Source organism: Aeromonas sp. D3, from assembly GCF_027705025.1.
Lineage (GTDB): Bacteria > Pseudomonadota > Gammaproteobacteria > Enterobacterales > Aeromonadaceae > Aeromonas > Aeromonas salmonicida.
Genome location: NZ_JAPDBE010000003.1, coordinates 162867 through 181909 on the forward strand (window position 1 = coordinate 162867; position 19043 = coordinate 181909).

19 protein-coding genes are annotated in these 19043 nt (G+C 58.6%); 15 read left to right on the forward strand and 4 right to left on the reverse strand.

Annotated features, from left to right (window positions below):
* Positions 1 to 11: 11 nt before the first annotated feature.
* From nrdR to ribBA, 4 genes are all read left to right on the forward strand, one after another.
* The gene (gene nrdR, locus OKC28_RS03625) at positions 12 to 461 is read left to right on the forward strand and encodes a transcriptional regulator NrdR (RefSeq protein ID WP_005317604.1); all 450 of its coding nucleotides are present in this window, start codon (positions 12 to 14) and stop codon (positions 459 to 461) included.
* A 74-nt stretch (positions 462 to 535) separates the two neighbouring features.
* Entirely contained in the window at positions 536 to 1645 is a 1110-nt protein-coding gene (ribD, locus tag OKC28_RS03630; RefSeq protein ID WP_270687452.1) for a bifunctional diaminohydroxyphosphoribosylaminopyrimidine deaminase/5-amino-6-(5-phosphoribosylamino)uracil reductase RibD, read from the forward strand.
* A gap of 55 nt (positions 1646 to 1700) precedes the next feature.
* On the forward strand, positions 1701 to 2354 hold the full coding sequence (gene ribE1, locus OKC28_RS03635; protein ID WP_270687454.1) for a riboflavin synthase E1: 654 nt from the start codon (positions 1701 to 1703) through the stop codon (positions 2352 to 2354).
* A gap of 143 nt (positions 2355 to 2497) precedes the next feature.
* On the forward strand, positions 2498 to 3607 hold the full coding sequence (gene ribBA / locus OKC28_RS03640) for a bifunctional 3,4-dihydroxy-2-butanone-4-phosphate synthase/GTP cyclohydrolase II (protein WP_270687456.1): 1110 nt from the start codon (positions 2498 to 2500) through the stop codon (positions 3605 to 3607).
* Positions 3608 to 3659: 52 nt separating this feature from the next.
* On the opposite strand, the gene OKC28_RS03645 is transcribed toward ribBA, so the two are convergent.
* On the reverse strand, positions 3660 to 4862 hold the full coding sequence (locus OKC28_RS03645) for a S1 family peptidase (RefSeq protein WP_270687458.1): 1203 nt from the start codon (positions 4860 to 4862) through the stop codon (positions 3660 to 3662).
* Positions 4863 to 5060: 198 nt separating this feature from the next.
* On the opposite strand from OKC28_RS03645, the gene ribH reads away from it, so the two are divergent.
* The 8 genes from ribH (at position 5061) to OKC28_RS03685 (ending at position 13380) form a co-directional block, all read left to right on the forward strand.
* Positions 5061 to 5531, forward strand: a complete 471-nt coding sequence (gene ribH, locus OKC28_RS03650; RefSeq protein ID WP_099994143.1) for a 6,7-dimethyl-8-ribityllumazine synthase — start codon at positions 5061 to 5063, stop codon at positions 5529 to 5531.
* A 14-nt stretch (positions 5532 to 5545) separates the two neighbouring features.
* The gene (gene nusB, locus OKC28_RS03655; protein ID WP_005317593.1) at positions 5546 to 5959 is read left to right on the forward strand and encodes a transcription antitermination factor NusB; all 414 of its coding nucleotides are present in this window, start codon (positions 5546 to 5548) and stop codon (positions 5957 to 5959) included.
* Between the two features lie 101 nt (positions 5960 to 6060).
* The gene (gene thiL, locus OKC28_RS03660) at positions 6061 to 7020 is read left to right on the forward strand and encodes a thiamine-phosphate kinase (protein ID WP_169047554.1); all 960 of its coding nucleotides are present in this window, start codon (positions 6061 to 6063) and stop codon (positions 7018 to 7020) included.
* Positions 7017 to 7511, forward strand: a complete 495-nt coding sequence (locus OKC28_RS03665; protein WP_005317590.1) for a phosphatidylglycerophosphatase A family protein — start codon at positions 7017 to 7019, stop codon at positions 7509 to 7511. Before thiL ends, OKC28_RS03665 begins: the two co-directional genes overlap by 4 nt.
* A 510-nt stretch (positions 7512 to 8021) precedes the next feature.
* Positions 8022 to 9746 carry an ABC transporter ATP-binding protein gene (locus OKC28_RS03670; protein ID WP_270687464.1) on the forward strand — a complete coding sequence of 575 codons (1725 nt, stop codon included), beginning with the start codon at positions 8022 to 8024 and terminating at the stop codon, positions 9744 to 9746.
* Positions 9747 to 9805: 59 nt separating this feature from the next.
* Positions 9806 to 11362: an ABC transporter substrate-binding protein gene (locus tag OKC28_RS03675; protein WP_021138132.1), complete on the forward strand. Its 1557-nt coding sequence runs from the start codon at positions 9806 to 9808 to the stop codon at positions 11360 to 11362.
* A 97-nt stretch (positions 11363 to 11459) separates the two neighbouring features.
* Positions 11460 to 12434, forward strand: a complete 975-nt coding sequence (locus OKC28_RS03680) for an ABC transporter permease (protein ID WP_005317584.1) — start codon at positions 11460 to 11462, stop codon at positions 12432 to 12434.
* A gap of 4 nt (positions 12435 to 12438) precedes the next feature.
* Complete coding sequence (locus OKC28_RS03685; RefSeq protein ID WP_021138133.1) at positions 12439 to 13380, forward strand: ABC transporter permease; 942 nt, start codon at positions 12439 to 12441, stop codon at positions 13378 to 13380.
* Between the two features lie 80 nt (positions 13381 to 13460).
* Here OKC28_RS03685 and dxs read toward each other — a convergent pair whose 3' ends face one another.
* Genes dxs through xseB form a run of 3 tightly spaced genes read right to left on the reverse strand, consistent with a single transcriptional unit; the run spans position 13461 to position 16490 of the window.
* Positions 13461 to 15326 (reverse strand): 1-deoxy-D-xylulose-5-phosphate synthase, encoded by a 1866-nt coding sequence (gene dxs / locus OKC28_RS03690; protein ID WP_270687469.1) that lies wholly within the window; start codon positions 15324 to 15326, stop codon positions 13461 to 13463.
* Positions 15327 to 15347: 21 nt separating this feature from the next.
* Positions 15348 to 16238 carry a (2E,6E)-farnesyl diphosphate synthase gene (ispA, locus tag OKC28_RS03695; protein ID WP_270687471.1) on the reverse strand — a complete coding sequence of 297 codons (891 nt, stop codon included), beginning with the start codon at positions 16236 to 16238 and terminating at the stop codon, positions 15348 to 15350.
* Positions 16239 to 16490: an exodeoxyribonuclease VII small subunit gene (gene xseB / locus OKC28_RS03700; protein WP_005317577.1), complete on the reverse strand. Its 252-nt coding sequence runs from the start codon at positions 16488 to 16490 to the stop codon at positions 16239 to 16241.
* A 219-nt stretch (positions 16491 to 16709) separates the two neighbouring features.
* On the opposite strand from xseB, the gene pomA reads away from it, so the two are divergent.
* The 3 genes from pomA (at position 16710) to greA (ending at position 19010) form a co-directional block, all read left to right on the forward strand.
* Positions 16710 to 17468, forward strand: coding sequence for a flagellar motor protein PomA (pomA, locus tag OKC28_RS03705; RefSeq protein WP_099994138.1), 759 nt, complete (start codon positions 16710 to 16712; stop codon positions 17466 to 17468).
* An 8-nt stretch (positions 17469 to 17476) separates the two neighbouring features.
* Positions 17477 to 18394 (forward strand): flagellar motor protein MotB, encoded by a 918-nt coding sequence (locus tag OKC28_RS03710; RefSeq protein WP_159167028.1) that lies wholly within the window; start codon positions 17477 to 17479, stop codon positions 18392 to 18394.
* Positions 18395 to 18533: 139 nt separating this feature from the next.
* On the forward strand, positions 18534 to 19010 hold the full coding sequence (greA, locus tag OKC28_RS03715; RefSeq protein WP_005317553.1) for a transcription elongation factor GreA: 477 nt from the start codon (positions 18534 to 18536) through the stop codon (positions 19008 to 19010).
* The last annotated feature ends 33 nt before the right edge of the window (positions 19011 to 19043 follow it).

Here is a 19043-nt window from a genome sequence, read left to right on the forward strand (position 1 = left end):
CCGGAGGTCCGATGCATTGCCCTTTCTGTAGTGCGGTTGATACCAAGGTGATCGATTCCCGTCTGGTGGCAGAAGGCCATCAGGTACGCCGCCGTCGTGAGTGCCTGCTCTGTCACGAGCGCTTCACCACCTTCGAGATGGCTGAGCTGGTGATGCCCCGTGTCATCAAGTCCAACGGTTCCCGCGAGCCCTTCAATGAAGAGAAGCTGCGTGGTGGCATCCTGCGGGCGCTGGAGAAGCGACCCGTGAGCATGGAGGCCATCGAGAAGGGGGTCAATCACATCAAGTCCTGCCTGCGAGCCACCGGTGAGCGCGAAGTCGCCTCCCAGCTGGTGGGCAATCTGGTGATGGATGAGCTCAAGAGCCTGGACAAGGTCGCCTATATCCGTTTTGCCTCCGTCTATCGCAGCTTCGAGGACATCCGCGAGTTCGGCGAAGAGATCGCCAAGCTGGAGAAATAAGCTTCCCAATGTCCGGTTACGCTGCGCCAATCGAACCTGCAACGCCCATTTTCTCGCTTTGAACGGGAGCCCAGATGTTTAGTCAAGATGATTACCAATGGATGAATCGGGCCCTTGAACTGGCCCGCCGCGGCCGCTATACCACGGCCCCCAATCCCTGTGTCGGCGCCGTGTTGGTGAAAGCCGGCGTTGTGGTCGGCGAGGGATGGCACAAACGAGCCGGAGAACCCCATGCCGAGGTCTATGCCCTGCATGAGGCCGGTGACGAAGCCCGTGGTGCGACCGCTTATGTGACTCTGGAGCCCTGCTCCCATCATGGCCGTACCCCCCCTTGCGCCGAGGCGCTGATCAAGGCCGGGGTGACCCGGGTGGTGGCGGCCATGGTCGATCCCAACCCCGAGGTGGGCGGGCGTGGTCTGCGGATGTTGTCGGAAGCAGGTATCAAGACCGATTTTGGCTTGCTGTCTAGCGAAGCCGAGGCGCTCAATCCGGGCTTCTTCAAGCGGATGCGTACCGCTTTTCCGCTGGTGACCGTCAAACTCGGTGCCAGCCTCGATGGCCGCACCGCCATGGCAAGCGGCGAGAGTCAGTGGATAACGGGCCCCCTGGCCCGTGCCGATGTGCAGCGGCTGCGCGCCGGTCACGACGCCGTGCTCTCCAGCGCCGAAACCGTGCTGGCCGATGGTGCCTCGCTGACGGTGCGTTGGGACGAGCTGCCCCCCTCGGTCAAGGCCAGCTATCCCAAAGAGACCCTGCGCCAGCCTCTGCGGGTCATCGTCGATTCCCAGAACCGGCTGACCCCGGACTTGCCCCTGTTCCAGAGCACAGGCCCTGTCTTGCTGGCCCGTCACAAGGCGGCTGGCGACTGGCCTGAATGGGTGCAGCAACTGGAGCTGCCCCTGCTGGATGGCAAGCTGGATCTGGTCAGCCTCTTTATGCTGCTGGCCAAGCGGAACATCAATTCCGTGCTGGTGGAAGCCGGCCCCAGGCTTTGCGGTGCCTTGCTGGACAAGGGGCTGGTGGATGAGCTGGTGCTTTATCAGGCGCCGAAACTGATGGGGGATGAGGGGCGTGGCCTGTTCCATCTGCCAGCGCTCACCCGTCTTTTCCAGGCGCCAAAGCTCTGCATCAAGGATGTGCGGCTGGTGGGACAGGATATCCGCATCACCGCAAGGATAGCCTGATTTTCCAATCGTTATCAGGGGCCGAACCAGCCCCGTCATCATCAAGGTGATCTGCATGTTTACCGGAATTATCGAAGCGGTGGGAACCCTTGCCGCGCTGCGCCGCCAGGGCGAGGATATGGCGCTCACAGTCCACGCGCCGACGCTGGATTTTGGCGACGTCAAGCTGGGCGACTCCATTGCCACCAACGGCGTCTGCCTGACCGTGATTGGTCTTGGCGACAAGAGTTACACCGCCGATGTGTCGCTGGAAACCCTGTCTCGTACCGGTTTCGCCGCGGCCAAAGTCGGCGATCCCGTCAATCTGGAGAAGGCCTTGATGCCGACCTCCCGGCTTGGCGGCCATCTGGTCTCCGGTCATGTGGACGGGGTGGGTGAGGTGAAGAGCAAGTCCAGCAGCGGCCGCGCCATCGAATACTGGATCAAGGCACCGGCGGAACTCTCTCACTACATCGCCGAGAAGGGGTCGCTCGCGGTAGATGGCATCAGCCTGACGGTCAATGCCGTGCAGGGGGACTTGTTTCGCCTCACCATAGTGCCGCACACCGCCCAGGAGACCACCATAGCTCGCTGGAAACCGGGTCATCACGTGAATCTCGAGGTGGATCAGATAGCCCGTTATCTGGAGCGGCTGATGCAAGGCAAAGCGCAGGACGCTGCTACCTCCAGCCTGACTCTGGAGAAACTGGCCCAGTCCGGCTTCCTGTAAGTGGCGAAACAGCTGACCAAAACGATTTTCTGTGATCCCGCTCTGATTGAAATGGGGCCCAGAGCCCCCATCTAGAGCAACATAATTCTGTATCAAAGTGAGCCTCCGGGCTCAATCCCCGAAGCAAGTTGATGGAGTAGCCCATGGCGCTGAGCACAACCCAGGAAATCATTGCCGATATCAAGGCTGGCAAGATGGTGATCCTGATGGATGACGAAGACAGGGAGAACGAAGGGGACCTCATCATGGCCGCCTCCTGTGTCCGCCCGGAGGATATCAACTTCATGGCCCGTTACGGCCGTGGCCTCATCTGCCTGACCTTGACCCGGGATCGCTGCAAGCAGTTGGCGCTGCCGCTGATGGTTGATCGCAACAATGCCCAGTTCTCCACCGCCTTCACCGTGACCATAGAAGCGGCCGAAGGGGTGACCACAGGTATTTCAGCGGCGGATCGCGCCGTCACAGTACAGGCCGCCGTAGCGCCCGATGCCAAGGCCGCCGACCTGGTGCAGCCGGGCCACATCTTCCCGCTGATGGCGCAGGATGGTGGTGTGCTGACCCGTGCAGGTCACACTGAAGCGGGTTGCGATCTGGCCCGTCTTGCCGGTTACGAGGCCGCTTCCGTCATCGTCGAGATCCTCAACGAGGATGGCTCCATGGCCCGTCGTCCGGATCTGGAAGTGTTCGCCGAGCAGCATGGCATCAAGCTCGGCACCATCGCCGACCTCATCGAGTACCGCAACCAGCACGAGACCACGGTCGAGAAAGTGGCCGAGTGCAAACTGCCCACCGAGTTCGGGGAGTTTGATCTGGTCACCTTCCGCGACACCATCGACAATCAGGTTCACTTCGCCCTGAAAAAGGGTGAGATACAGGCTGACCAGCCCACTCTGGTGCGGGTACACCTGCACGATGTGCTGAGCGATCTGCTGTTGACCGACCGCCATGCTGCCCGCAGCTGGCCCTTGCCCAAATCCATGGCCCGCATCGCCGAGGAAGGCGGCGTGCTGGTGATCCTGGGGGCCGAGGCCCACGGCGCCGAGTTGCTGGCGCGGGTCAAGGGCTTCGAGGCCGCCGACAAGGGGCTGCAACCGGAAGGGGCCAAGTGGCAGGGTACTTCGCGTCGGGTCGGTGTCGGCTCCCAGATCCTCAAGACGCTTGGGGTTGGCAAGATGCGGCTCTTGAGCTCACCGAAGAAATACCACGCCCTCGGCGGTTTCGGTCTGGAAGTGGTGGAATACGTAGGCGAATAAACCTGATGCCATGAAATAAGGGATGACCTCGGTCATCCCTTATTGTTTTGCCTTAGCGGCGACGGCGCAGCCAGACAAGCGGCAGCAGCAACAGGGCTCCGAGGCCCATGGCGCCACCACCGCCACCACCATGTGAGGCCGTGGTCGTTGTGGTGTCCGGGATCTTGGTGGGTTCGCTGGTGAGGCTCATCAGGGCGGCCTCAAGACGCTGACTCGCGCCTCGCTCGTCAGTGACAGTGAGTTCTACCCCCTGCAGGCGAAGCGTGCCGAGGGTGTCGTTGCCGTCGGCACGAAGGCGCAGTGTGCAGGTTTGGCCTGCTTCCAGACGGCCGGGACAGCTGTTGCTCATGGCCGGAGCATCGCTGTAGACGCCGCTCAGGGTCACAGCCTGGTTGCTGCGATTGGCAAGCAGGTAGTCGGCCCAGCCACTGGTGCCGGAGGGCAGGATGAGGCCGCGGATCGTGGTCAGGGTGACGCCCTGCTGCTGCTCGGTGATCCAGTCACTAAAGGCAGGAGCGTAGACATAGCCACCGGCGCTGCCGGTTGCACAGGGGAAAGCCCCATAGCTGGTCACGCCGACCAGCTTTCCGCCATAAGTCAGCGGACCACCACTGTCGCCTTTGCAGGAGTCCTGATCGATCTGGTTGCCAGCGAAAATGTGGGTTGTGGTGGGGTCACCGTACCAGTAGTCGCGTTCCCCCCGATAGGCGAGATCCACCGCCAGCAGCTGTGGACTGGATGTGGTCGCGTCAGGGTCGGTGCCGCCGTAACCAAGGGCATGCAGCATGGTCGTGCTCCACTGCCAAGTATCCTTAATGGCTGGGTCAGCGATGGCAATAGGGGCCTGGGTAACCGGGGTGGCAAGGTGCAGCAGGGCCACATCCGAGGCGTTCGGGGGTTCGCCATAACCCAGATTGCCCAGTAGATTGACATAATACTCGGGGTGCATCAGCACCTGGTCGACCTTGCTGCGAGCGTGGGGACGGCTCAGGTCAGTCACTCCGATGGCGACTTCCATGGGGCCGGACTGGGCATCGCCTACGCAATGAGCGGCGGTGAGTACCCACTGCTTGTCGATGAGGGTGCCGCCACAGAAATTGCTCCAATTGCCGTTGACGACTTCTCCGATGGCAACCATCCAGCTTGGGGCCGTCACGGCGCTGCCGCCGATGATGCGCGGACTGCTAGCATCGGCCTGAACAGCCAGTGGCAGCAGGCAGGCGAAGGCGACGCAGCTGCGTTTGAAATCCAACATACTGAACTCCTTGATGTTATTATTTTTACCCCGTGCCAGGGCCCGGTATTATTAACAGGTCGGAGCAGCTAATTAAAATCTCAATAGTGGTCTCGTTGTCGAAACTGTGATGCATGTTTTTGTCCGATTCCCCTTTGTGCTAGAATGTGCGCACTTTTGACTCCGGCCCCTTTTGATTGCACAGATACAGGATTTCCAATGAAGGTTATCGAAGGAAATATCGCCGCTCCTGAGGCGCGCGTTGCTATTGTCGTTGCCCGTTTCAACAGCTTCATCAACGAAAGCCTGGTAGACGGTGCTGTGGACGTACTGAAGCGTCAAGGTCAAGTCCAGGACAGCAATCTCACCCTGGTACGCGTGCCGGGCGCCGTCGAAATCCCCCTAGCGGCCAAAAAGCTGGCCAAGAGTGGTCAATACGACGCCATAGTCGCGCTGGGCACCGTCATCCGTGGTGGCACCTACCACTTCGAGCTGGTGGCGAGCGAGAACGGCAAGGGCCTGGCCCAGGTAATGATGGAATATGAAATTCCGGTTGCCTTCGGCGTACTGACTACAGAAAACATTGAACAAGCCATCGAGCGAGCCGGTACCAAGGCGGGTAACAAGGGTGCAGAGGCTGCACTGAGCGCGCTCGAAATGATCAACGTCCTGAAACAGCTGGACGTGTAACGAGGAGAAGTACATTGAAACCGTCCGAGCGCCGTAAAGCCCGCCATTGCGCCACCCAGGCCATCTACCAGTGGCAGATGACCAGGGCCAACGTGGGCGACATCGAAGAGCAGTTCAAGATCGATCAGGACACCAAGGGTGTGGACCTGAACTATTTCCGCGATCTGCTGTTCGGGGTAGCCCTCCACTGCAACGAGCTGGACAAGGTGTTTGCACCTTTCCTCTCCCGTCCGCTGGAAGAAGTGGACATGGTGGACAAGGCGATCCTGCGTCTGGCGACCTATGAGCTGACCCGTCGCGATGATGTGCCGCCCCGTGTGGTGATCAACGAAGCGATCGAGCTGGCCAAGGCCTTTGCTGCCGATGACAGCCACAAGTTTGTCAACGGTGTACTGGACAAGGTGATCAAGACGCTGAACAAGCGTTGATCCTGATGTCCATCAGCATCACGAGCGTGTTTACGGCTTCGCAGCAAGATCGTGAACCGCTTTGAAGAGAGGAGCCAGCCTAACCGCTGGCTTTTTATTGCATGGGTGAATTTGAGCTGATTGATAAGTACTTCAAGATCCCCCACGCCCGCAAGGACGTGGTGATGGGCCCTGGAGATGACTGCGCCCTGCTGACCCTGCCAGCGGATACCCAGCTGGCGGTGAGCACAGACACCCTGGTGAGCGGCGTCCATTTTTTTCCCGACATGGATCCGGTGGATCTTGGCTACAAGGCGCTGGCGGTCAATTTGTCCGATCTCGCCGCCATGGGGGCCGAGCCGCGCTGGGTCTCGTTGGCACTGACCCTGCCCGCCATCAATGAGAGCTGGGTAGCAGGTTTTGCCGAAGGCTTTCTGGAGCTGGCCGAATACTACAATGTGGCGCTGGTGGGCGGTGACATGACCCGCGGGCCGCTTTCCATCACAGTCTCGGTGAAGGGATCCGTTCCCGCAGGCCGGGCCCTGATGCGCAGCGGCGCCAAGGCCGGTGATGGCATCTATGTGACCGGTACCCTGGGGGATGCCGCCCTGGCGCTCTCCCATCTGCTTGGCAAACGCACCCTCAACGAGAACCAGCTGGCCGCCGTGCTGCCCAGGCTCGATCATCCCCATCCCCGTATTCTGGCCGGCCAGGCTCTGCGCGGGCTGGCGGGCAGTGCGCTGGATCTTTCAGATGGGCTTTCCTCGGATCTCGGCCATATCCTCAAGGCCTCCGGGGTGCGGGCCCAGATTGACCTTGCTCTGCTGCCCCTTTCGCCCGTGCTGCAGGATGCGGTCTCGGAGCTGGATGCCTGGCAGCTGGCGCTGGCCGGGGGCGATGACTACGAGCTCTGCTTCACCGTGCCCGAGGAGTATCGCGGCGCGCTGGACACGGCGCTCGCCAACTGTGGCGTCAAGTTCACCAGGATCGGCCGCATTCTGGCCGGTGAACCGGGTATCGACTATGTTCGCGGCGAGCAAACGGTCGAGCTGCAACTGACAGGCTGGGATCACTTCGCATGACCTTGTTTATGATAAAGCCCGAGCTGAAAAGGCTGAACCTGAAGAACCCGCTCCATTTTCTGGCGGTGGGGTTTGGCTCCGGCCTCTCTCCCAAAGCGCCGGGTACCATGGGGACGCTGGCCGCCATACCGCTGTACCTGCTGGTGAGCGGGCTTTCCACTCCCTGGTTCATTGCCCTGCTGGTGGTGGGGTTCGTGGCGGGTATTCGCATATGCCAGAGTGCCACCGACGCCATCGGTATGCCGGATCACGGCGCCATCGTCTGGGATGAGGTGATCGGCTTTGGCGTGACCATGATAGCGGCGCCAGCCGGCTGGACCTGGGTGCTGGCCGGCTTTGTGCTATTCCGGTTGTTCGATGTATTCAAGCCCTGGCCCATCTCCTGGTTTGATCGCCGCATTCACGGCGGACTCGGTATCATGCTGGACGATCTCATCGCCGGTTTGTTCGCCCTGCTTTGTATGCAATTACTGGCATATTGGCTGGGTTGAATTGCCCTGTCAGGGGGATGACCACACTGGCATTCCCCTATATACCACTGTTTAATTTTCATTCACTGGCATATGCTGCCGTTTAAAAATCATTTCACATAAATATTCACTACTCATTCGAAGCTTAATGCTATTGTGCTGATAGTGAATATTCCCGCCTGTTGCGCCTTTGTTGAAAGTAAAAGCACTAAAAATGATTGGTGATGGTCATATAGTCTGGCTATGTGACATAAGTCATCATTTATGACTATTGAAGTGGCCACTGGCTAGGCAAAGTATTGCGAAATTGTATAACCCGATCATTTACACTCGCGGTTAAACCGTCTAAGTTACTCGCGGGTTATTCCAAAAAAATGCAAAAAACCCGCCCGGATCGCTGGTTTAACTGCCTCATGAATTGAGCGTTTCTTACTCAGAACAAGCACTCAAGATAAATACCAAGGCAAACCGGCATCTGCGGCTGATTTACGGACGAATTATTTGGGACGGATGTCCCCCGCAGAGGTAAACATGTCCTTGCTCGAAGTGAAAAACTTGCGGATCGAGTACCCCTCCCGCTATGGGGTGCTGGCCGCGGTCAAAGATCTCTCTTTGTGTGTCGAAAAAGGGGAGATCGTCGGTGTGGTAGGCGAATCTGGCGCCGGAAAATCCACCATAGGCAACGCCGTCATCGACCTGCTGAGCCCACCGGGTCGCATCGCCCGTGGTGACATTTATCTCAACGGTGAACTCATCTCCGGCAAGAGCCAGAACGAGATGCGAGCCATCCGTGGTTCCCGCATCGGCTTCATCTTTCAAGATCCCATGACCTCCCTCAACCCCTTGTTCACCGTTGAACAGCAGTTGGTGGAAACCATTCTGGCCAATACCGAGCTCTCTCGCGACGCGGCTTTTGCCAAGGCCCTCGAGCTGATGGGGGCTGTGGGGATCCCGCAGCCCGAGCTGCGCATCAAGCAGTATCCGCACCAGTTCTCAGGCGGCATGCGTCAGCGGGTCGTTATCGCCATCGCCCTGAGTTGCGATCCCGAGCTCATCATTGCCGATGAACCGACCACGGCCCTCGACGTCTCCATTCAGGATCAGATCCTCCAGCTCATCCGCAACCTCTGCAAAGAGCGCCAGGTGGGCTGCATGCTGGTGACCCACGACATGGGCGTGGTTTCCAACGTGACCGACAAGGTGGCTGTCATGTACCGCGGTGATCTGGTGGAGTTCGGTACCACTGAACAGGTACTGGGCCGCCCCAATCACCCTTATACCCGCAGCCTCATCTCGGCTGTGCCCCGCTCGGACGTCAAGCTGGTGCGCTTCCCGCTGGTCTCCTATATCGAGGATGCCAGTGCGCCTGATACCAATATCGATCTCAAGACTCACTGGCTTGGTCAGAGTCAGGATGAACGCACTTACGAAGGGGCCCTGCTGCGGGTGGAGAACGTGGACCTGAGGTTTGTCACCAAGGATTCCATCTTCCCGAGCCGCCGCCAGTACGTGCGGGCCTGCAACAATATCAGCTTCGAGATCTTCGAAGGGGAGACCTTCGGTCTGGTGGGGGAGTCGGGCTCCGGCAAGTCCACCATAGCCCGCGCCATTACAGGCCTCTATCCGCCCGATACCGGCAAGATCTTCTTCGAGGGGATCGATCTCACCGCCCTCAAGAGCGAGCGTGAGCGTCGCCCCCTGCGCCGCCAGATGCAGATGGTATTCCAGAACCCTTACTCCTCGATGAACCCGCGCATGAAGGTGCGTGACATCATCGCCGAGCCCATCCGCTTTCATAAGCTGGCGGGCAGCGATAGCCAGATCGAGGGGATAGTCAACGACCTGCTCGATCACGTCGGACTCGGCCGTGGTGCCGGGGTCAAGTATCCCCACGAGTTCTCCGGCGGTCAGCGTCAGCGCATCTCCATCGCCAGAGCACTGGCGACCCGGCCGCGCTTCCTCATCTGTGACGAGCCCACCTCGGCGCTGGATGTGTCGGTACAGGCCCAGATCCTCAACTTGCTCAAGGATCTGCAGCAGGAGCTTGGGCTCACCATGCTGTTCATCAGCCACGATCTGCCGGTGATCCGCCAGATGTGCGATCGCATCGGTGTGATGCAGCACGGTCATCTGGTGGAAGTGGCCGAGACCGAAAAATTGTTTACCAATGCCGAGCATGAGTACAGCCGCAAGCTGATTTCCCTCATGCCGGAATTCAAGGGAATGTCCCGTGAGGGGCTGGAAATCGCAAGCTAGGAAAGCACCGGCTCGCCGGTTTGTCTGTCAATAAGAAAGCCAAAAGCATGGAGAAAGACATGAAGAAAGGATTATCCAAGATCGCCATGGCGCTGTTCGCCGCCGGCCTCGCCTTTAACGTTTCTGCCGCCGACATCAAGGTCGCCGTAGCCTCTGATCCGACCTCGCTGGATCCCCAGGAGCAGCTCTCCGGTCAGACCCTGGAGATGTCCCACCTGGTGTTCGATCCCCTGATGCGCTGGACTCAGGATCTGCAGTTCGAGCCGCGCCTGGCCGAGAAGTTTGAGCGTATCGACGACAAGACAGTCCGCTTCCATCTGCGCAAGGGTGTCAAGTTCCACTCCGGCAACGACTTCACCGCCGATGACGTGGTGTGGAGCGTCAAGCGTTTGAAAGACTCGGTGGACTTCAAGGCCATCTTCGACCCCATCGCCGACATCAAGAAGGTGGATGATTTCACCGTTGATATCATCACCGACAAGCCCTATCCCCTGGTGCTGCAGACCGTCACTTATATCTTCCCGATGGACTCCAAGTTCTATACCGGCAAGACAGAAGCAGGCAAAGACAAGGCCGAGATCGTCAAGAACGGTGACTCTTATGCATCCACCAATGTCTCGGGTACGGGTCCGTTCAGCGTCAAGTTCCGCGAGCAGGGCGTCAAGCTGGAGTACACCCGCAACGCCAACTACTGGGACAAGAGCTCCAAGGGCAACGTTGACAACCTGACCCTGGTGCCGATCAAGGAAGATGCGACCCGTGTTGCCGCCCTGCTGGGTGGTGACGTGGATGTCATCTACCCGGTTGCCCCGAACGATCTGGAACGCGTCAAGAATGGCAAGGACACCCAGCTGGTGACCCTGTCCGGTACTCGCGCCATCATCATAGAGCTGAACCAGAGCACCAACCCGGCGCTCAAAGACAAGCGCGTGCGTCAGGCGATCAACTACGCCATCAACCAGGTGGGCATCGTCGACAAGATCAACAAGGGCTTTGGTACCCCCGCAGGCCAGCTGAGCCCGAAAGGCTATGCCGGTCACAACGAAGCGCTGGTACCCCAATATGACCTGACCAAGGCCAAGGCGCTGATGAAGGAAGCGGGCTACGAGCAGGGCTTCAAGATGAGCTTCATCTCCCCGGCCGCCCGTTACGTCAACGATGTCAAGATTGCCCAGGCGGTCTCCGCCATGCTGGCCAAGATCAACATCAAGGTGGATCTGAAGACCATGCCGGTGGCGCAATACTGGCCCGAGTTTGACAAGTGCGCCGCAGACATGCAGCTGATCGGCTGGCACTCGGATACCGAAGATACGGCCAACTTCTTCGAGTTCCTGACCTTCACCAAGAATGCCGAAACCGGCATGGGTCAGTACAACTGCGCCGGCTATGCCAACGCAGAAGCTGACAAGATGGTGATGGATGCCAACGCCGAGACAGATCCGGCCAAGCGTGCTGCCATGCTGCAAAAGGTGGAAGCCATGCTGATCGATGATGCTGCCTATGTGCCGCTCCATTGGGAAAATCTGGCGTATGGCGCCAAGAAAAACGCCGACATCAAGCCCATCGTCAACGTAATGAACTTCCCTTACTTCGGCGATCTGGTGGTCGGCAAGTAAGCGAGTCGCAAGGAAGGACTGAGCGGGGGTAGCCTGTGGCAACCCCCGCCATTAACAGAAGCCTGTGCCAAGACACAGGCCACGTAGAAGGACAAGCATGTTTACATTCCTGCTGAAACGGTTCTATCAGGCCGTGATAGTGATGTTCGTCATCAGCCTGGTCGCCTTCTCCATCCAGGACAACCTGGGGGATCCGTTGCGCGAGCTGGTGGGACAATCCGTCTCCGAAGCCCAGCGTCACGAATTGCGCGAGAAGATGGGCCTTAACGATCCTTTCCTCATCAAATACAGCCGCTTCTTGAAAAATGCGGTGCATGGGGATCTGGGTACCTCCTATTTCTTCAAGCGACCGGCCCTCGAGGTGATCCTCGACAAGCTGGTAGCGACCCTTGAGCTGGTGTTTGGCGCCGCCGTGATCATAGTAGTGGTCTCCATTCCGCTTGGGGTCTATTCTGCGATCCGCCCGCGCAGCATCCTGACCAAGATCATCATGGCCGTGAGCAGCATAGGCATCTCCATTCCTGTGTTCCTGACCGCCATCATGTTGATGTACCTCTTCTCCATCCAGCTTGGCTGGCTGCCGGCCTATGGCCGTGGCGAGACCGCCAATGTGCTGGGCTGGGAGTCGGGTTTCTTCACTTGGGACGGTATCCTGCACCTGATACTGCCGGCCGTCTCTCTCTCCTCCATCATGCTGCCGCTGTTTATCCGGCTGGTACGCTCCGAGATGCTGGAGCAGCTCTCCTCCGAGTACGTGAAGTTTGCCCGTGCCAAGGGGTTGGACAACAACAAGGTCTACTACCAGCACGCTCTGAAAAATACCATGCTGCCGGTGATTACCGTCGGTGGCGTGCAGATCGGCACCATGGTGGCCTACACCATTCTGACCGAGAGCGTGTTCCAGTGGCCTGGAACCGGTTTCCTGTTCCTTGAGGCGATCCACAGAGTGGATACGCCGCTCATCACCGCCTACGTCATCTTCGTGGGACTTATCTTCGTGGTGACCAATACCCTGGTCGACCTGCTCTACGGGTTCATCAACCCGACCGTCAACCTGACCGCCAAGGGGTAAGCGCATGAGTAACGCTGTGACTGTGAGCCCAAGCCGTTGGGCTCGATTCAAGAACTCTGATTTTGTCTACTACTTCCTGCGGGACAAGGTAGCCATGTTCAGCTTTGCTGTGTTCGTGGTGTTCGTGTTGGCGGCGTTGCTGGCGCCCTGGCTGGCACCGCACAACGTCTATGACCAGACCAGTTTTGATCTGATGGATGCGGAGCTGCCACCTTCCTGGTTGGATGGTGGCGAAGAGCGCTTCTGGCTCGGCACCGACAATCAGGGGCGCGATATCTGGAGCACCATCCTCTATGGTGCCCGCATCTCGCTCTCCATCGGCCTGTTCGCGGTGGGGTTGCAACTGGTGCTCGGCATCGTCATCGGCCTGATCGCCGGTTACTTCGGTGGTCGCATCGACAGCCTGCTGATGCGCTTTGCCGACGTGCAGCTGTCGTTCTCCACCATGATGGTGGCCATCATCATCTCCGCCATCTTTCAGGCAACCTTTGGCTCCGAGTTTTACTCCAAGTTTGCCATCCTGATGCTGGTGGTGATCATCGGCATTGCCGAGTGGCCCCAGTATGCCCGGACTGTGCGTGCCTCTGTGCTTGCCGAGAAGAAGAAGGAGTATGTGGAAGCGGCCAAGGTGATGGGGTTCCGTGCCCCGCGCATCATGTTCCGTCACATTTTGCCGAACTGCCTGTCGCCCATCCTGGTGATCTCCACCGTTCAGGTGGCCAACGCCATCATGAGCGAAGCGGCTCTCTCCTTCCTCGGATTGGGGATGCCGGTGGATCAGCCTTCGCTGGGCTCGCTCATCAGTGTCGGCTTCAACTACATCTTCTCGGGCTCCTGGTGGATCACCGCCTTCCCCGGCATCTGTCTGGTGGTGCTGGTGCTGGTCATCAACCTGCTGGGTGACTGGCTGCGGGATGTGTTTAACCCCAAGATCTACAAGGGTTGACTCGGGTCAGAAGTGAAAACACAAGAAGGGCGCCATCAGGCGCCCTTCTTTATTGCTTGCGATTGTAGCCAGTGCTTGCGTCAGGCTTGCAGCCAAGCCTCTATGCTGGCTTGAATGCCCGTGCTGTCGAGTCCCAGCAGCGCATAGATCTCCTCCTGGGTGCCTTGCTCCACGAAGCGATCCGGCAGGCCCAGATTGAGCACTGGCTTGCACTGCTTGTTGCGCATCAGCAGCTCGTTCACTGCAGAGCCGGCGCCACCCATGATGGCGTTGTCCTCTATGGTCACGAACTGGTCGTGGCTGGCGGCAAGCGACAGCACCAGCGCTTCATCCATCGGCTTGACGAAGCGCATGTCCACCAGGGTGGCATCCAGCGCCTCGGCGGTAGCCCTGGCCTGCTGCAGCAGGGTGCCGAACGCCAGTATGGCGGTACCTTTGCCCTCGCGAATGACACGACCCTTGCCCAGTTCCAGCGCCTGCATCTCGGTCTGCACCTCGATACCTGTGCCACTGCCACGGGGATAACGCACCGCAGCCGGCTGGTTGCACTGATAGCCGGTATAGAGCATCTGACGACACTCGTTCTCGTCGGACGGGGTCATGACGACCATGTTGGGCACGGTGCGCAGGAAGCTGATGTCGAACGCCCCTTGATGGGTCGGCCCATCGGCGCCTACCAGACCAGCCCTGTCGATGGCAAACAGCACCGGCAATGCCTGCAGCGCCACATCATGGATCACCTGGTCATAGGCCCGTTGCAGGAAGCTCGAATAGATGGCAACCACAGGTTTCTTGTCGGCGATGGCAAGGCCGGCGGCGAAGGTGACCGCATGCTGTTCGGCGATGGCCACATCGAAGTAGCGATCCGGATACTGCTGGCTGAACTTGACCAGCCCCGAGCCCTCGCGCATGGCGGGGGTGATGCCGACCAGCTTCTCGTCTTTCGCCGCCATGTCGCACAGCCACTGGCCGAAGATGGCGGAGAAGCTTGGCTTGCCGCCACTCGCCTTGGGCAATGTGCATTCGTCCGGATCGAACTTGGGCACACCGTGATAACCGATGGGGTCTTTCTCTGCGGGCTCATAGCCCTTGCCCTTCTTGGTCTTGACGTGCAGCAGCTGCGGGCCCTTGAGATTGCGCATGTTGCGCAGGGTCTCGACCAGCGCCTCAATGTCATGGCCGTCGATGGGGCCTATGTAGTTGAAGCCGAACTCCTCAAACAGGGTACCGGGTACTACCATGCCCTTGAGGTGCTCTTCGGCCCGTTTGGCCAGCTCCTTGACCGGCGGCAGCCCCGCCAGCACCTTCTTGCCGCCTTCGCGGATAGTGGTGTAGAGCTTGCCAGACATGATGCGGGCCAGATGGTTGTTCAGCGCTCCCACATTCTCGGAGATGGACATCTCGTTGTCGTTGAGCACCACCAACATGTCCTTGTGGACATCGCCGGCGTGATTGAGCGCCTCGAATGCCATGCCGGCGGTGATGGCGCCGTCACCAATCACTGCCACCACCTTGCGACCCAGGCCCTCGCTCTCGGCGGCAACGGCCATGCCGAGCGCCGCACCGATGGAGGTGCTGGAGTGACCGACCGAGAGCACGTCATACTCGCTCTCGCCGCGCCAGGGGAAGGGGTGCAGGCCGTCTTTCTGACGAATGCTCTGCATCCGGTCGCGACGCCCGGTCAGGATCTTGTGGGGATAGGCCTGATGACCCACGTCCCACACCAGCCGATCAAATGGGGTGTTGTAGACGTAGTGCAGCGCGACCGTCAGCTCGACGGTGCCGAGCCCGGAGGCGAGATGACCACTGGAGCGACTCACCGAACGCAGCAGATATTCACGCAGTTCGTTGCACAGCAGCGGCAGCCGTTCGTAGGGCAGGGATCGCAACTCGACCGGCGTATCCGCGAGGGCCAGGTTGGGGAAATTGCTTATATCAACGCTCATATTGTTACTGTTATCCAGCGTTTAGTGGGTTCGCTCAATGATGTAATCGGCAAACGCTTCCAGAATGTCGGTATTGTAGGGCAAAGATTGCAAGGCTGTTAAGGCTTTACCGTGCAGTTCGCGAGCCAGCTCACGGGCATTGTCGAGTCCGAGCAGGGCCGGATAGGTACTTTTTTCCTGTGCCAGATCAGAGCCTTGTGGCTTGCCCAGTGTCACTGTATCCCCTGTGATGTCGAGGATGTCATCCTGTACCTGGAAAGCGAGCCCTATGGCTGCCGCGTATGTTTGCAGCGCCGCCAGTGTGGTGTCGTCTACGTCGGCCTTGCACAGGGCACCGAGTGCCACGGCGCATTCGATCAGGGCGCCAGTCTTGTGGCGATGCACCTGCTCCAGCTCGGGGAGGCTGATCTGGCGGCCTTCGGCCTGCAGATCCAGTGCCTGTCCGCCACACATGCCAAGGTAGCCGGAGGCGCGGGCCAGGGTGCTCAGCATACGTACCCGGTTGGCCAGAAGCCGGTCGGGCAGGGGATGATCTGCCAGAATGGAGAAGGCCAGGGTCTGCAAGGCATCACCGGCCAGGATGGCGGTGCCTTCATCAAATGCCTTGTGTACTGTCGGTTGACCACGACGCAAATCATCGTTGTCCATGGCGGGCAGATCGTCGTGCAGCAGCGAGTAGGCATGAATGCACTCCACAGCCGCGGCGGGGCCGTCCAGCAGCTCGCGTTTGACGCCCAGCATCTCCCCCACGGCATAGACCAGGAAGGGGCGTACCCGTTTGCCGCCGAGCAGCAGGCCATAGCGCATGGCATCGCGCAGACGCGGGGCCATGGCGGGCAAGGATTCAAGTTGTGCAGACAGACAGTCGTCAATACGTTGCCGATGCAGACGGGAAAAATTGTCCAGCGTCACTCATTCCTCTCCTTGCTCTGGCTGGAAGGGGACGGCTTGCTCAGTGCCATCGGCCTGAGTCAGCAGGATCTGGATCTTCTGTTCGGCCTGTTCCAGCTTCTGCTGCCCAGCCCGTACCAGATGGACACCCTGTTCGAATTGCTTGAGCGCCTCTTCCAGCGGTAAGGAACCTTGTTCCAGTTGATGAACTATGGTTTCCAGCTCTTCCAGAGTGGCATCAAAACTCAGGCGGTCGATTTTCTTACTGGCCATGTTCATCCTCGGGGATTGAAAAAAACGGCTTATCTTAACATCGACGACGCACAGGGGGGAGGCAGAAAAGCGCAGTCGGCTTAAACTCTCGGAAAAGTGGCCGATAATAAGCCATCTTGTGGGTAAGGAAAAATATGGCGGCCCTTGCCGCTTGGCGCGTAATAGCAGAAAATTCAACAAACTATCATAGACATCAGAACCGGTGACAGGAGTAGGGACGTGGATCTAGGCAGTCTGATAGGCATAGTGCTCGGCTTCGGGGTGGTGGGTTATGCCATGGTGCTGGGCGGTGGCGTCGGCATGTTTGTGGATGTTCCCTCCATTCTGATCACTTTTATGGGCTCAATTTTTGTCGGCATGATGAAGTTCAACATCGGCCAGTTTTTTTTGGCATTCAAGGTCGCTGGCAAGGCCTTTATGTACAAGGGAGACAAGCTCGATGACCTGATCCTCAAGTCCGTCGAGCTGGCCGATGCGGCTCGCAAAGGGGGCTTTCTTGCACTGGAAGCGGCCGAGATCCCCAATACCTTCATGAAAAAGGGGATCGACATGCTGGTCGATGGTCATGATGCGGACGTGGTGCGCTCAGTGATGGAAAAAGACATAGACCTCACCGAGGAGCGGCACACCAATGCCATCAAGGTCTTTCGGGCGCTGGGGGACTTGGGCCCCGCCATGGGCATGATAGGTACCCTGGTGGGGCTTGTTGCCATGCTCTCCAACATGAGTGATCCCAAATCTATCGGGCCTGCCATGGCGGTTGCCTTGTTGACCACCCTTTATGGGGCCATCCTTGCCAACATGTTTGCCATTCCCATCGCGGACAAGCTTGATTTGCGCAATTCGGAAGAACGGCTCAGTCGCTCGCTTATCCTTGATGCCATCATGGGGATCCAGGATGGTCAGAACCCCAGGGTGATAGAGTCCCTGCTCAAGAATTATCTGCATCAATCCAAGCGTGAGCAGGCAACGGAGTAATCTTCGCCATGGCAAAATGCAAGTGTCCGCCTCCCGGTCTTCCCGCATACATGGGGACCTTCGCCGATCTCATGTCATTGCTGATGTGTTTCTTCGTGTTATTGCTCTCTTTTGCCGAGATGGATGTACTCAAGTTCAAGCAGATCGCCGGCTCTATGAGAAATGCTTTTGGTGTGCAGAGCATTCTGGAAGTGAAGGACATTCCCAAGGGAACGTCCGTCATCGCCCAGGAGTTCAGGCCGGGTCGCCCCGAGCCGACCCCTATCGATACCATCATGCAGCAGACCATCGACATGACCCAGACAGAGCTTGATTTTCAGCCAGGCGACGCCGATCAGGCGGGTGGGCATGACAAGACTGATGGGCAGTTGAGTGGTGGCGATACCCAGCAAGAGGCGCAAAAGCAGCAGGAAGCACAGAAGCAGCAAGAGCAGTCAAATGCACTGGCCAAGGCGCTGGCCGAGCAGATGAAAGCCCAGATTCAAGATGGCGCCATCGAGGTGGAAGCCCTGGGTCAGCAGATTATCATCCGGATCCGTGAGAAAGCCGCCTTCCCGGCTGGTTCGGCTTTCTTGCAACCCCAGTTCTGGCCGGTTATTCGCAAAGTCGCCAGCTTGTTGAAAGATGTGCCAGGTGAGATAACCGTGTCGGGTCATACCGACAATATAGCGACCGAAAATGAGCTGTTTCAATCGAACTGGGATCTCTCATCCCAGCGTGCGGTGGCGGTGGCTCACCAGATGATCAAGGTGCCTGGCTTTGACGGTAAACGCTTGGTGGTGCAAGGCATGGCCGACTCCCAGCCCCTGGTGCCCAACACCAATCCGGACAATCGGCGTATGAACCGGCGAGTGGAGATCTCAATCATGCAGGGCAAACCGACAGTGTCGGCCCCGATTGGCGTCTCTGAGCCGAAGCAGAATTGAGTGCAAAGCGCGATCCCGCTCGCAGGGACTGACATGGATTTTGTGCTGGCTTCATATTAAGATGCCCCATCCGAACCGATAGCTGCGGCTCTCTTTGATTGCCGCAGCTTCTCTTTTTCAAGCAACCCAGGTTTCGACTATGAATCATACTCCGATGACTGTTCGCGGCGCGGAAAAGCTGCGTGAAGAACTCGACTATCTGAAGAGCGAGCTTCGTCCGCAGATAATCGAAGCGATTGCAGATGCCCGTGAACATGGCGATCTGAAAGAAAACGCCGAATACCATGCCGCCCGTGAGCAGCAAGGTTTTTGTGAAGGTCGCATTCAGGAAATTGAGAGCAAGCTCTCCAATGCCCAGGTGATTGATGTCACCAAGATTGCCAACAATGGTCGTGTCATCTTCGGTGCAACCGTGACTCTGCTCAAGAGCGAGACGGAAGAAGAAGTGGTCTACCGTATCGTGGGTGACGACGAATCGGACATCAAACAGAACATGATCTCCGTGAACTCGCCCATTGCCCGAGCCTTGATCGGCAAGGAAGTGGACGATGTCGTCATCGTCAAGACGCCGGCTGGCGATGTGGAATACGAGATCCTGGCCGTCGCCTACCTCTGATATGAGGTGATGCCTGAAACAGGGGAGCACGGC

Bases quoted from the DNA above. Each gene is read 5' to 3' on its own strand.
- nrdR (WP_005317604.1), top strand. From the start codon at position 12: ATGCATTGCCCTTTCTGTAGTGCGGTTGATACCAAGGTGATCGATTCC.
- ribD (WP_270687452.1), top strand. From the start codon at position 536: ATGTTTAGTCAAGATGATTACCAATGGATGAATCGGGCCCTTGAACTG.
- ribE1 (WP_270687454.1), top strand. From the start codon at position 1,701: ATGTTTACCGGAATTATCGAAGCGGTGGGAACCCTTGCCGCGCTGCGC.
- ribBA (WP_270687456.1), top strand. From the start codon at position 2,498: ATGGCGCTGAGCACAACCCAGGAAATCATTGCCGATATCAAGGCTGGC.
- OKC28_RS03645 (WP_270687458.1), bottom strand. From the start codon at position 4,862: ATGTTGGATTTCAAACGCAGCTGCGTCGCCTTCGCCTGCCTGCTGCCA.
- ribH (WP_099994143.1), top strand. From the start codon at position 5,061: ATGAAGGTTATCGAAGGAAATATCGCCGCTCCTGAGGCGCGCGTTGCT.
- thiL (WP_169047554.1), top strand. From the start codon at position 6,061: ATGGGTGAATTTGAGCTGATTGATAAGTACTTCAAGATCCCCCACGCC.
- OKC28_RS03665 (WP_005317590.1), top strand. From the start codon at position 7,017: ATGACCTTGTTTATGATAAAGCCCGAGCTGAAAAGGCTGAACCTGAAG.
- OKC28_RS03670 (WP_270687464.1), top strand. From the start codon at position 8,022: ATGTCCTTGCTCGAAGTGAAAAACTTGCGGATCGAGTACCCCTCCCGC.
- OKC28_RS03675 (WP_021138132.1), top strand. From the start codon at position 9,806: ATGAAGAAAGGATTATCCAAGATCGCCATGGCGCTGTTCGCCGCCGGC.
- OKC28_RS03680 (WP_005317584.1), top strand. From the start codon at position 11,460: ATGTTTACATTCCTGCTGAAACGGTTCTATCAGGCCGTGATAGTGATG.
- OKC28_RS03685 (WP_021138133.1), top strand. From the start codon at position 12,439: ATGAGTAACGCTGTGACTGTGAGCCCAAGCCGTTGGGCTCGATTCAAG.
- dxs (WP_270687469.1), bottom strand. From the start codon at position 15,326: ATGAGCGTTGATATAAGCAATTTCCCCAACCTGGCCCTCGCGGATACG.
- xseB (WP_005317577.1), bottom strand. From the start codon at position 16,490: ATGGCCAGTAAGAAAATCGACCGCCTGAGTTTTGATGCCACTCTGGAA.
- OKC28_RS03710 (WP_159167028.1), top strand. From the start codon at position 17,477: ATGGCAAAATGCAAGTGTCCGCCTCCCGGTCTTCCCGCATACATGGGG.
- greA (WP_005317553.1), top strand. From the start codon at position 18,534: ATGAATCATACTCCGATGACTGTTCGCGGCGCGGAAAAGCTGCGTGAA.